This window comes from Kineococcus terrestris, assembly GCF_041020755.1.
GTDB lineage: Bacteria > Actinomycetota > Actinomycetes > Actinomycetales > Kineococcaceae > Kineococcus > Kineococcus terrestris.
In genome coordinates, this window is sequence record NZ_JBEUEI010000006.1 from 76,171 (window position 1) to 88,529 (window position 12,359).

At 78.2% G+C, this 12,359-nt stretch carries 10 protein-coding genes; 7 read left to right on the forward strand and 3 right to left on the reverse strand.

The window, feature by feature from the left end:
- Nucleotides 1-128 precede the first annotated feature (128 nt).
- The 3 genes from AB8M62_RS05735 to AB8M62_RS05745 all read left to right on the forward strand — a co-directional run bounded on the left by AB8M62_RS05735 (nucleotide 129) and on the right by AB8M62_RS05745 (nucleotide 2,784).
- Complete coding sequence (locus AB8M62_RS05735) at nucleotides 129-875, forward strand: methyltransferase domain-containing protein (RefSeq protein WP_369053553.1); 747 nt, start codon at nucleotides 129-131, stop codon at nucleotides 873-875.
- 66 nt (nucleotides 876-941) lie between these two features.
- Nucleotides 942-2,234 (forward strand): DNA polymerase IV, encoded by a 1,293-nt coding sequence (gene dinB, locus AB8M62_RS05740; protein WP_369068909.1) that lies wholly within the window; start codon nucleotides 942-944, stop codon nucleotides 2,232-2,234.
- 148 nt (nucleotides 2,235-2,382) lie between these two features.
- Nucleotides 2,383-2,784, forward strand: a complete 402-nt coding sequence (locus AB8M62_RS05745) for an SCO2097 family morphological protein (RefSeq protein WP_369053549.1) — start codon at nucleotides 2,383-2,385, stop codon at nucleotides 2,782-2,784.
- Nucleotides 2,785-2,963: 179 nt separating this feature from the next.
- On the opposite strand, the gene AB8M62_RS05750 is transcribed toward AB8M62_RS05745, so the two are convergent.
- The 3 genes from AB8M62_RS05750 to AB8M62_RS05760 all read right to left on the reverse strand — a co-directional run bounded on the left by AB8M62_RS05750 (nucleotide 2,964) and on the right by AB8M62_RS05760 (nucleotide 7,743).
- A complete protein-coding gene (locus AB8M62_RS05750; protein ID WP_369068910.1) occupies nucleotides 2,964-5,267 on the reverse strand; it encodes a transglutaminase TgpA family protein in 2,304 nt (767 codons plus the stop codon).
- Complete coding sequence (locus AB8M62_RS05755; RefSeq protein ID WP_369068911.1) at nucleotides 5,264-6,586, reverse strand: DUF58 domain-containing protein; 1,323 nt, start codon at nucleotides 6,584-6,586, stop codon at nucleotides 5,264-5,266. Before AB8M62_RS05755 ends, AB8M62_RS05750 begins: the two co-directional genes overlap by 4 nt.
- Nucleotides 6,587-6,723: 137 nt before the next feature.
- Complete coding sequence (locus tag AB8M62_RS05760; protein ID WP_373694859.1) at nucleotides 6,724-7,743, reverse strand: AAA family ATPase; 1,020 nt, start codon at nucleotides 7,741-7,743, stop codon at nucleotides 6,724-6,726.
- A 457-nt stretch (nucleotides 7,744-8,200) separates the two neighbouring features.
- Between AB8M62_RS05760 and mraZ the strand changes: the two genes are divergently transcribed.
- From mraZ to AB8M62_RS05780, 4 genes are all read left to right on the forward strand, one after another.
- A complete protein-coding gene (gene mraZ / locus AB8M62_RS05765; protein WP_369053543.1) occupies nucleotides 8,201-8,632 on the forward strand; it encodes a division/cell wall cluster transcriptional repressor MraZ in 432 nt (143 codons plus the stop codon).
- Between the two features lie 234 nt (nucleotides 8,633-8,866).
- A complete protein-coding gene (rsmH, locus tag AB8M62_RS05770) occupies nucleotides 8,867-9,979 on the forward strand; it encodes a 16S rRNA (cytosine(1402)-N(4))-methyltransferase RsmH (RefSeq protein WP_369068912.1) in 1,113 nt (370 codons plus the stop codon).
- Nucleotides 9,979-10,419, forward strand: coding sequence for a cell division protein FtsL (ftsL, locus tag AB8M62_RS05775; protein WP_369068913.1), 441 nt, complete (start codon nucleotides 9,979-9,981; stop codon nucleotides 10,417-10,419). Before rsmH ends, ftsL begins: the two co-directional genes overlap by 1 nt.
- Nucleotides 10,420-10,481: 62 nt before the next feature.
- A complete protein-coding gene (locus tag AB8M62_RS05780) occupies nucleotides 10,482-12,302 on the forward strand; it encodes a peptidoglycan D,D-transpeptidase FtsI family protein (protein WP_369053537.1) in 1,821 nt (606 codons plus the stop codon).
- Nucleotides 12,303-12,359: the final 57 nt, after the last annotated feature.

Genomic DNA, 12,359 nt, shown 5'->3' on the forward strand with positions numbered 1-12,359 from the left:
CCCGCGCGCCCGGGCACCCCTCCCGCGCCGCGGGAGGTCCCGCACCGCGGCCCGGTGCCGTGTCTAGGGTGGGGCGCGGACGCGCGCCGGGCCGGCGCGCGCCGCACGAGGACCACCTGGAGGAGCGCGTGGCGAAGGAGCGGGGCCGCCCCCGGACGTCGACGGTCCTCTGGGAGGGCGTGCAGCGACTCCTCGCCGACCTGCCGCCCGCCCCGGACGGCGGGTCCCGGGCCGTGGTGGACCTGGGCGGCGGCACCGGCGGCCTGGCCGTGCGGGTGGCCGGCCTGGGGCACGACGTCGTCGTGGTCGACCCCAGCCCCGACGCGCTCGCCGCGCTCGAGCGGCGCACGGTGGAGGCCGGGCTCGCCGGCCGGGTGCGCTCGGTGCAGGGCGACGCGGCCGACCTGGCGTCGCTGCTGCCGGCGGGCAGCGCGGACCTGCTCCTGTGCCACGGCGTGCTCGAGGTGGTCGACGACCCGCTCGCCGCGCTGCGCGCGGCCCACGACGTCCTGCGCCCGGGCGGCCGGCTCAGCCTGCTGGTGGCGCAGTGGCCCGCGACGGTGCTCTCCCGCGCCCTGGCCGGCCGCCTGGAGCAGGCGCTGCACGCCCTGTCCGACGAGGCGCACCGCTGGAGCGCCACCGACCCCCTGCGCCGCCGCTTCGACCGCGCCTCGGCCACCGGGCTGGCCGAGCGGGCGGGGTTCACCGTCACCGACGTCGAGGGGACCCGCACCTTCGCCGACGTGGTGCCCCCGGCGAGCGCCGGGTCCGACGCCGAGCTCGCCCTGCTGCGCGCGCTGGAGTCGGCGGCCTCGCGCTCGCCGGAGCTGCTGCCGCTGGCCGGGCACCTGCACCTGCACGCCGTGCGGGGCTGATCCCCGCGCCCGCGCCGCGCGGGGCGCGGGTGGTGCGGACGGCGCGAGCGGTCCGGGCGGTCCGGCGTGAGCCGGCGCCACCCGCCCCGCCCGGGCGGCTGGGGCGGTGCGGACGCCGACGACACCGGGTGCACGGTGCTGCACGTCGACATGGACGCCTTCTACGCGTCCGTGGAGCTGCTGCGCCGGCCCGACCTCGCCGGCACCCCGGTCGTGGTGGGCGGCGGGGCGCGCGGGGTGGTGCTGTCGGCCACGTACGAGGCGCGCCGCCGCGGCGTGCACGCGGCGATGCCGGTCAGCCGCGCCCGCCGGCTGTGCCCGGAGGCCACGGTGCTGACCCCCCACCACGCCGACTACGCGCGCGTCTCGGCCGGGGTGGTGGAGGTCTTCCGCTCGGTCACCCCGGTGGTGGAGCCGCTGGGCCTGGACGAGGCGTTCCTCGACGTCGCGGGCGCCGTGCGCCGGCTGGGCGGTCCCGCCCGGATCGCGCGGCTGCTGCGCGACCGGATCGCCGACGAGCAGGGCATCACCTGCTCGGTGGGGGTGGCCTCGGCGCCGTTCGTCGCGAAGCTGGCCTCGGCGGCGGCCAAGCCCGACGGCCTGCTCGTGGTGCCGCGCGCGCGGACGGTGGCCTTCCTGCACGCCCTGCCGGTGGGGGCGCTGTGGGGGGTGGGCGAGCGCACCGAGGAGGTCCTGCTGCGGCTGGGGCTGCGCACGGTGGCCGACGTCGCGCACACGCCCGTCGCCACGCTGGTGCGCGCGCTGGGCGAGGGCACCGGGCGCCGGCTGCACGCCCTGTCGTGGGGGCGCGACGAGCGGCGGGTGGTCGCGACCGCCCCCGAGCGCAGCGTCGGCGCCGAGCGCACCTTCGCCCGCGACGTGGACGACCCCCGCCTCGTGCACCGGGAGCTGCTGCGGCTGGCCGAGCGGACCGCGGCGCGGGCGCGCGCGGCCGGCCTGGCGGGGCGCACCGTCGTGCTGAAGGTGCGCTTCGCCGACTTCAGCACGATCACCCGCTCGCGCACGCTGGCCGAGCGCACCGACGTCACCCGCGAGGTGCACGCCACCGCCCGCGACCTCTTCGACGCCCTCGGCCTGCAGCGCGCGCGAGTGCGGCTGGTCGGGGTCCGCCTGGAGGGGCTGGCCCGCTCGGCCGGTCAGCCGCACCAGCTGGCGCTGGGCGAGCGCGAGCGCGGGTGGCGCGAGGCCGATGGGGCGGTCGACCGCGCCGGGGCCCGGTTCGGCGACGGGGCGGTGCGCCCCGCCACCCTGCTCGGCCCGCCCGGCGGGACGGGGGCGGCGGGAGGGCCGGACGCGGCCGGAGCACCCGGCGACGGGCCCGCGGGAACCACCTGGTAGGGGCCGGGCGTTGGGCCGTCGGGTCGTCGACCGACGCGTTCGGACCCCGGACGCGGACGCGGTGGGGGACCATGGACCAGTCGAGTTTCGCCCCCACCCGCGGGGACCTATCCTCGAACCCTCACCGTGCGCACGCCAGGAGGTACAGGTGCCGCTCTCTGAACATGAGCAGCGTCTGCTCGAGCAGATGGAACGTGCGCTGTCCGCGGACGATCCGAAGTTCGCCAACGCCATGCGGGGTTCCCGCCACGGAGCCGGGGGTGCGCGCCGACGTCTGGTCGTCGGCATCGCCGCCGTCGTGGTGGGTCTCGTGCTCCTCGTCATCGGGGTCAGCACGAGCCAGATCTGGCTGGGGGCGGGCGGCTTCATCGTCATGCTCGCCGGCACCATCTGGGCCTTCTCTCCGGCCAGGGGGACCGACGCGAAGCCGGCCGGGCAGCCTCCCGCCGCATCGGGCCCGCGCCCGCCCAGCGGGCCCAAGCCGCGCCGCGGCGGCTCGTTCATGGAACGCATGGAGCAGCGCTGGGACCGCCGCCGCAACCAGTGGTGACCCCGCGGCGCCGGCCTCCCGGTCCTGCGCCCCGACCCCGCACCTGACCCGACACCCGGCCGCGCACCGCGCGGCCGGGTGTCGCGCGTCGGGGGACGTCCCCCTCGGCCCGGCGACGCCTCCCGGAGAGCCCGCCGGGAACGCCGCGGGAGCCGACCGGGTGGGCGGCGGGGGGAGGGTCAGCCCCTGTCCCACCAGGCCAGCAGCGCCCGCAGCCCCGCGGTGGGCAGCAGGCGCGCCCGCCACCGCACGGCCGCCGGGCGCTGGCGGGCCACCGCCGCCACCACGGCGTCCACGTCGGCGCGCACGAGGCGGCCACCGGTCGCGGCGCGCGTCAGCACCCCGGTGCCGCCCGCGCCCGGCGCGGACGGCCGCGAGCCCGCGCCGTACCGAGCGCCCTCGACCGCCCGGCGCACCCGGGCCAGGTCCTCCTGCGCCTGGCCGGGCAGGTCCACCAGCCGTCCCAGCGCGGCGGCCGACTGCCGCGGGGTGGCCGAGGCCGGCCACTGCGCCCCGAGGTCGCGGGTGCGGTCGACGAGCTCGGCCCAGGCGGCCTCGGCGGCCGTCGCCCCGTCCACGGCGCCGCGCCAGCGCCGCCGCGTCAGCGCCGCGGCGGACGCGGCGGGCAGCAGCAGCGCGACCAGCGCGGCGAGCCCGAGCGCCAGCCAGCCCCACGGCAGGGCCGCGACGCGCTGCCAGCCGGTCAGCTCGCCGTCGGCGCCCGCCGCCCCGCCCGCCTCGGCGGCGCTGGTCTCCTCCTCCGGCGCCGGGGCGTCCGCGGACGGGCCCGGACCCTGCGGCGCGGCGGCCGGAGCGTTCGGCGTGACGGGCGTGACGGGGGTGCGCGGCTGCGAGTAGGAGGGCGACTGCCCGGTCCGGGTGGCCGGGGTGGGCTCGAACCGGACCCAGCCGACACCGGAGAACCACAGCTCGGGCCAGGCGTGGGCGTCCTGGGCGCTGATGCGCCAGCGCCCGTCGCTGACCTCCTCGCCGGGCAGGAAGCCGATGGCCACCCGGGCGGGGATGCCCAGCGTGCGGGCCATGACGGCCATCGCGGAGGCGTACTGGACGCAGAAGCCCGACTTCTCCTGCAGGAAGGCGGCGACGGCGTCGGAGCCGCCGTCGTTGGGGGCGGTCGTGGAGTAGGTGAAGCCGCCGGTGGAGCGGAACCAGCGCTGCATGAGCGCCGCCCGCTCGTAGGCGTCGGCGGCACCGGCGGTCACCTCGCGCGCGGTCTCGAACACCACCTCGGGCAGCCCCTCGGGCAGGGCCGTGAAGACCTCCTGCACGTCGCCGGGAGCGGGTGGCGCGGTGCGCAGCTGCTCCTCGGTGGGGCGCACCTCCAGGTGGGTGGCGGTGTAGGTGCGCCCGCGGGTCGTCTCCCCGTCGCCGACCACGTTGAGGCTGCTCGTCTCGTACAGCCAGTCGCCGTCGATCTCGACGCGGGTGCTGGGGTAGGGCAGCGGCAGGTACGTCTGGTCCAGCCCGCGCACCGCGATGCTGGTCCGGCGCACGGCGGACTGCTCGCGGACGGCCCCCGACATCCCCGGCGGGTCGCTGAGCCCGTCCTGCACGCGCTGGCGGCGGGGGATGTCGGCGCCCGTGCTCGGCGCCCACGTCTGCCCGTCGAAGACGTCGGCGGTGACGATGCGCAGCGGCTCGGGGTCGTCCTCGTCGGTCTCGTAGGACAGGATCGTCGCGTCGGAGCGCGCCCCGAGGCTCGCCTTGAGGTTGAGGATGGGGTTGATGACGGCGATGGTGTCGCCGCCGCCCCCGCCGAAGGTGAGGGCGCGCTCGTCGAGCCCGGGGACGGCGGCGGGCACCGCGACGGCGGCCACCAGCGCCACCGCGCCCGTGCCGGCGGCCGCCGCGGTGCGGGCCGAGCGCACGCCGGCGCGGGCGGAGCCCGCCCAGCGCCGGCGCCCGTCACCGGCGGTGACCAGCAGGACGAGGTAGGGGACGGCGACGAGCGCGAGCGCCCACCCGGAGGAGCCGCCCGGGGCGAGCACCACCGGCACCGCGTACACCGCGGCCAGCGGCACACCGGCCAGGGCGGGGTGGCGCAGAGCCACGGCGAGCAGGTCCACGGCCCACGCGGTCAGCCCGGCGCCGGCCACCAGCAGCAGCCGCAGCCCGCGCAGGTCCACCGCGGGCACGCTGTAGCTGCGCACCACCTGCACGCCATCGCCGAACAGCTGGGCCAGGCGGGCGGGTGTCGCGGAGGTGGGGACGACGCCGAGCACCGTGGTGCTGCCGCCGAAGAGGACCAGGACGGCGCCGAGGAGCACGAGCAGCTGGACGCCCGCGGCCAGCCCCGGCCGGCGGGTCAGCGCGCGCACGAGCAGGCCGGTCCCGGTGACGGCGGCCACGACGGCCAGGGCGGGCACGAGCCAGCCGGTGCCGGAGACCAGCGGCCGCACGGACAGGACGACGGCGGCGGAGGCGAGGCCCGCCCAGCAGGCGGTCCGGGCGCTGCGGGTCACGGTACCTCGCTCGGGGGTCGGCCGGCGGGTCGGCCGGCGGGTCGCGGGGACGGCGGGGTCCGCGCGGCGTCGGAGCCCCCCTCGATGGTCGCACCCCCGGCGGCCGGTCCGGGACCGCCGGCCGCGCCCGGGGCGGGGGCGCGCCGGGCACCGGCACCGCTGCGGGCCAGGCGCTCCCACACGACCGGCACGGGCTCACCGGCCTCGGCGACGGCGGTGCGCCACCCGGCGCGGGCCAGGACCAGGCGCGCGCGGTCCAGGCGCCGGTCGGCGTCGGGGTCGGTGCCCCCTGACCCGGTGCCCGCCCAGGTGCGGGTGCGCAGCAGGACCGCGAGGGCGGGTGCGCCCAGCGGCCGGGCGCTGAGCAGCGGCTGGACGTCGCGCTCGTCGACGTCGCCGAGGACGGCGACCAGGAGCGTGGACTCGGAGCGGCCGAGCGCGCGCACGGACCGGGCCAGGGAGTCCTCGCGCGCCGGGCGCAGGCGGGCCAGGCTGCGCAGCAGGTGGCGCACGGCGGACGCCTCGTCCGCCTCGCGGACCCGGTCCAGCGCGCCGGCGTGCAGCAGCCGGACGCGGTGGCCGCGCCGGTGCAGGTGCACGGCGGCGGAGGCCGCGGTGCTGACGGCGTGCTCCAGGGAGGAGGCCGGCCCCGGGCCCCGGTGGGCGCCCGCGCGGTCGTCGAGCAGGAGGACGGCGTCCGGGTGCCCGGGGTGCTCGTCCGAGCGGACCATGACCGTGCCGCGGCGCGCGGTCGAGCGCCAGTGCACGCGGCGCAGGTCGTCGCCGACGCGGTACTCGCGGATGGACGCGTCGTCGGGGGAGCTGGTGGAGGCCGCGCTGGCCGAGGAGCCGCGCGAGCCGCCGACGTCTCCGAGGGTCAGCTCGGCGAGGCGGTGCACCCGGGGCAGGACGTCGATCGCCACGGCGCCGCCCAGGCGCCGCCGCGAGCGGGCCAGGCCGAACAGGTCGCCGCTGCGCACGGCGGCGGGGCCGAGGCGGAAGGAGCCGCGCACCTCGGAGGTGACGACGTGCTCCAGGGACGCCGTCCGCCCGGGCTCGCGCGGCGGCACGCCCAGGCGGGCGCCGCCGCCCAGCAGCACGGGGGCCGCGTCCTCGACGACGACCCGGGCGGCGTGGGCGCGGCGCCGCACGACGACGGTGAGGCGGACCGGCGCGGGGGAGCCGGCCTCCACGACGAGGTCCCTCGACCTCGACTCGAGGTCGAGGCTGCCGGCGCCGCGGTGGGCGGCGACGGCTCCCAGCGCGACCAGCACCAGCAGGAGCACACCGACGCTGAACAGGTCCCCCTGGCCGAGCACCGGGCCCGCCACGGCGGCCCCCGCACCGGCGAGCGCCAGGGCCGCCCCGCGCGCCGTGGGGCGCGTCCGGGTCCGGCCGGACGCCGCGGCCGGGTCCGAGGCTCCACCCGAGGTCGAGGGAGCGCCGGCGGCGGGTGTCACCGGGGGACCGGCAGCGGGGTCCGGCGCAGGACGTCGACGACGACGTCCTCGCCGGTGCGCCCGGACAGCTGGGCGTCGGCGGTCAGCACCAGGCGGTGCGCCACGACCGGCACGGCCAGCGCCTGCACGTCGTCCGGCAGGACGTGGTCGCGCCCGTCCAGCGCGGCGCGCGAGCGCGCGGTCCGCAGCAGGTGCAGCGCCGCCCGCGGCGAGGCGCCCAGCCGCAGGTCGGGGTGCTCGCGGGTGCTGCGCACGAGGTCGACGACGTACTGCTGCAGCGCCTGCGCCGCGTGCACCGAGCGCACCGCGCGGATCAGCTCGCGCACCTCGTCGACGTGGACGACGGGCCGCAGGCCCGCCAGCGGCTCCACGGCGCCGTGCTCGGAGAGCATGAGCAGCTCGGCCTCCGCGGAGGGGTAGCCCATCGAGATGCGGGCCGTGAAGCGGTCGCGCTGGGCCTCGGGCAGGGGGTACGTGCCGTCCATCTCGACCGGGTTCTGCGTGGCGAAGACGATGAACGGCCGCTCCAGGGGCCAGGTGGTGCCGTCGACGGTGACCTGCCCCTCCTCCATGCACTCCAGCAGCGCCGACTGCGTCTTGGGCGAGGCGCGGTTGATCTCGTCGCCGATGACGACGTTGGCGAAGACCGCGCCCGGGCGGAACTCGAAGTCCCCGCGATCCTGGTTCCAGACGCTGGAGCCGGTGACGTCGCTGGGCAGCAGGTCCGGGGTGAACTGCACGCGCCGCACGCTGCCGTCCACGGCGCGGGCCAGGGCCTTGGCCAGCATGGTCTTGCCGACGCCGGGCACGTCCTCCACCAGCAGGTGCCCCTCGGCGAACAGCACGGTGATCGCCAGGCGGACGGTCTCGTCCTTGCCCTGGATGACGCGGTCGACGGCCGCGGCGAGCCGGTCCGCGGTGCCCGCGAGCCGGGCGAGCGCCTGCGCCGGGTCGGCGCCGGAGGGCACCGGCTCCGGCGCGGAGGGGCTGCCGGGGGGTGCGCTCGTCGTCGTCACGTGCCCTCGTCTCGTCGCGGGCCCTGGGCGGCCCTCGTGCTGCGGCGCGCGCCGCCGGGCGGGCCCCGGGGGAGCGCCCCCCCACTGTGCCCCACCGGTACCCCCTCCTGCCCGTCCACGCCCCCGCCCGGGACCCGGACGGCCCTCCCGCGGGCGGGTCCCGGGCGGGTCCGGCGGCGGGTGCTGCGGCGGGTGCTGCGGCGGGTGCTGCGGCGGGTGCTGCGGCGGGTGCTGCGCGGCCGGCGCCGGCGACCCCGGTGGGCGCGGTGGGGCCGGGTGGAGGGGCCGGGGGGCGGGCGCGCGGCCCTCCACCGCGCTCCACCGCTCTGACCTGCGGCGATGTCGTCGCCGCGCGACTACGGACGGTGGGTCCGCGTTGACGGTGGAGGAAAGTGGAGTACGGTGGAGCGCAGCGGCTCGCACCGGGGGCCGTGAGTGCCGTCCGGCGGGGGTGCGCGTGTTCCTGGGCACGTACACCCCGCGGCTGGACGACAAGGGGCGGCTGGTCCTCCCCGCCAAGTTCAGGGACCAGTTGCTCGACGGCCTCGTGCTCACGCGGGGCCAGGAGCGATGCCTCTACCTCTTCCCCCTGCAGGAGTTCGAGCGGATGCACGAGGAGCTGCGGCGCGCGCCGCTGACCCGCAAGGAGACGCGCGACTACCTGCGCGTCTTCCTGTCGGGCGCCTCGGACGAGAAGCCGGACAAGCAGGGCCGCTTCACCGTGCCGCCGCTGCTGCGCGCCTACGCCGGTCTGGACCGCGACGTCGCGGTCATCGGCGCCGGCTCGCGCGTCGAGGTCTGGGACCTGCCGACCTGGGAGACCTACCTGGCCGGTGCCGAGCCCGCCTTCGCCGACCAGCGCGAGGAGGTGCTCCCCGGGATCGTCTGACCCGTGCGCGCACCCCCGCTCCGCGGGGGTCCGACCGTCGAGCGAGGCCTCCAGCCGCTCCCGCACCCCGCTGCCCTGACGCCACTTCCCCGGCGCCAGGCCCGCGGACCGCGGAGCGGATGGGGACCTGGCCCGGCGGCAGGTGGGTGGTCCGACCGCCCGCACCGCGCCGGCGACCGCCACACCGACGGGAGCACCACGAGCGGGCACGTGACGGACGCGGGGGAGGGGGACGTGACGGGTCGGCCGGACGGCGGGGCGCCCGCGCGGGAGCTGCACGTCCCGGTCCTGCTGGCCGAGTGCGTCGAGGTCCTCCTGCCCGCTCTGCAGCACGAGGGCGCCGTCTGCGTCGACGGCACGCTGGGCATGGGCGGGCACGCCGAGGAACTCCTGCGCCGCCTGCCGGGGCTGCACCTGGTCGGCGTCGACCGGGACCCGCAGGCGCTCGAACTGGCCCGCGCCCGGCTCGCCCCGTTCGCCGGCCGCGTCACGTTCGCGCACGCCGTCTCCGACGAACTGCCCCGCGTCCTGGACGAGCTGCGGCTGCCCGCGGTCGACGCGGCGTTCCTCGACCTGGGCGTCTCCTCGCTGCAGCTCGACGAGGTCGTGCGGGGTTTCTCCTACGCCCGCGACGCGCCGCTGGACATGCGGATGGACGCCACCTCCGACGGCCCGATGGCCGCCGACCTGCTGAACACGCTGCCGCAGGCGGAACTGGCCCGCGTGCTGCGCGAGTACGGCGAGGAGAGGTTCGCCGGCCGCATCGCGTCCGCCCTCGTGCGCGCCCGCGCCCAGGAGGAGTTCCGGAACTCCGCCCGGCTCGTGGACCTGGTGCGCGCCAACGTCCCCGCGGCCGCGCGCCGCACCGGGGGCAACCCCGCGAAGCGCACGTTCCAGGCGCTGCGCATCGCCGTCAACGACGAACTGCGCGTCGTCGAGCGGACGGTCCCCGCGGTGTTCGACCGCCTCGCCCCCGGCGGCAGGTTCGCCGTGCTGACGTTCCACTCGCTGGAGGACCGGCTCGTCAAGCGCGCGTTCGCGGCGCTGTCGACGTCGACCGCGCCGCCCGGCCTGCCGGTGCTGCCGCCGGGTTCGGAACCCCGCGCGGAACTCCTGCTGCGCGGGCGGGGCGCCGGTGAGGCGGAACTCGCCCGGAATCCCCGCGCCGCCTCGGCGCGCCTGCGCGCCGTGCGCCGGCGACCGCCGGATGATCGTGGGCGGGAACCGTCCCGCCCGCGGCCCGCTCGCCGCGCACGACCCGGCGAGCTCGGCGCGGACGACCCGCCCGGACCGCGCGAGAGCGGCCCGGGCCACCCGATCGGCACGACGCACGGAAGGAGCCGGTGATGAGCCAGCCACTGATCGCGGCCCGCGGGGCCCGCGCGCGTGCCGAGGCCGCCGCGGACCGCCCGGCGCTGCGCGTCATCACCCCGCCGTCCGCGCGCCGGCTGCGCGTGCCGCTGCCGCTCGCCTGCGTCGTGCTGCTCACCCTCGGCCTGTTCGGCCTGCTGATGACGAACATCGCCGTCGCGGGCGACGCCTACCGCATCACCGACCTGCAGGTGCAGTCGCAGCGGCTGGCCGAGCAGCAGGAGGCCGCGCAGGAGTCGCTGGCCGAGCGGGCGGCGCCGCAGGAGCTGGCGCGGCGCGCGGCCGAGCTGGGCATGGTCCCCGCGCCGGCCCCGGTGCACCTGACGGCCGACGAGGCGCTCGGCGAGCCGACGGCCGCCGTCGCGCCGCCCGAGCCCGGGGCCACGCAGGACCCCGCGCCCGCGACCACCCCCTGAGCGGGTCGCCCCGACCCGAGGACGCCCCGACCCGACGACGCCCGAGAGGAAGCCGCAGCGACGTGCCCCGCCCGTCCCGTCCCACCTCCCGCACCGCCGCCGGTGCCCGCGGGGCCGCCGTGCGACCCGACCGCCGCCTGCGCCTGTGGGTGCTCGCCGTGATGCTCGTGCTCGCGCTGCTGTGCGCGCGGCTGGTGCAGCTGCAGGGCGCCGACGCCTCCGCGCTGGCCGCGCGGGCGCTCGCCCAGCGCACCTCGCAGCTGACCCTGCACGCCGAGCGGGGCGAGGTCCTCGACGCGCGCGGGGTGGTCCTGGCCACCTCGGTGGAGCGGCGCACCGTCGTGGCCGACCCCTCGATCATCGCCTCGTTCAACACGCGCGCGGACGGCAGCCCCCGGGACGAGGACCTGCCGCAGGGCCCCGCGGGCGCGGCCCGGCTGCTGGCGCCCGTGCTCGGCGTGGACGAGGAGACGCTGACGGGCAAGCTGACCGGCGAGGGCCGCTACGCCGTGCTGGCGCGCGGGCTGACCCCGGAGACGTGGCAGCGGGTGGTGGCCCTGGACGTGTCCGGCATCGCCAGCGAGCGCACGACGCAGCGCATCTACCCGGCCGGCGACGCGGCCTCCACGCTCGTCGGCGTCCTGGGCCGCGACGGGCAGGCGCTGTCGGGCCTGGAGATGGCCGACGACGAGCTGCTGACCGGTACCGACGGCTCGATGCGCTACGAGCGCAGCCTGCAGGGCCAGCAGATCCCGCTGGGGGAGAGCGAGACCACCGAGGCCGTCGACGGGCACTCGCTGCACCTGACGATCGACCGCGACCTGCAGTGGAAGGCGCAGACCGCCATCGCCGCCAAGGTCGAGGAGACCGGTGCGCGGTCGGGCACCGTGGTGGTGATGGACCGCCAGCAACGGCTGCTCGCCCTGGCCAGCGCGCCGAGCATCGACCCCTCGAACCTCACCGGGTTCACCAACACGCAGCTGAACAACACGGCGCTGACCGAGGCCTTCGAGCCGGGGTCGACCGCGAAGGTCGTCACGATGGCCGCCGTCCTGGAGGAGGGGGTGGAGACCCCCGCGAGCCGCTTCGTGGTGCCCGACGAGATCGAGCGCGCCGACAAGGTGTTCCACGACTCGCACTCGCACGAGGACGAGAACCTCACCCTCGCCGGCGTGCTCGCCACCTCGAGCAACACCGGCACGATCATGGCGGGCGAGAAGCTGGACGCCGGGACCCTGTACGACTACCAGCGGGCGTTCGGCTTCGGCTCGCGCACGGCGCTGGAGTTCCCGGGGGAGACGGCCGGCATCGTCGCGCCGCCCGAGGAGTACTCCGGCAGCCAGCGGTTCACGGTGATGTTCGGGCAGGGCCTGTCCGTCAACGCCGTGCAGGCCGCGTCGGTGTTCGCGACCATCGCCAACGACGGCGTCCGGGTGGAACCGTCGCTGGTCTCCGGCACCTCCAGCCCCGACGGCGACTACACGCCGTCGCCGGCACCCGCCTCGAGCAGGGTCGTCAGCAGCGGGACCGCCACGACGCTGCGGCAGATGATGGAGGCCGTCGTCGAGGAGGGCGGCACCGCGCAGGCCGCGAACATCCCCGGGTACCTGGTGGCGGGCAAGACCGGTACGGCGCAGCGCTACGACGACGAGGTGGGGCGCTACAACGGGTACACGGCCTCGTTCATCGGGATGGCGCCCGCCGACGACCCGCAGCTGGTCGTCGCGGTGATCCTGCAGGACCCGCGGACCAGCTACTACGGCGGTTCCACGGCCGGGCCGGTGTTCAAGGACGTCATGACGTACGCGCTGCGCCAGCGCGGGGTGCCCCCCTCGGCGTCGGAACCCGCGCGGCTGCCGCTGGAGTGGGGCGTCGCCCCGTGACGTCCGCGTCAGGTCCCGCGCCGGTCCGCCCCCGCGCGGCCGGCGCCGCTGCCGCCG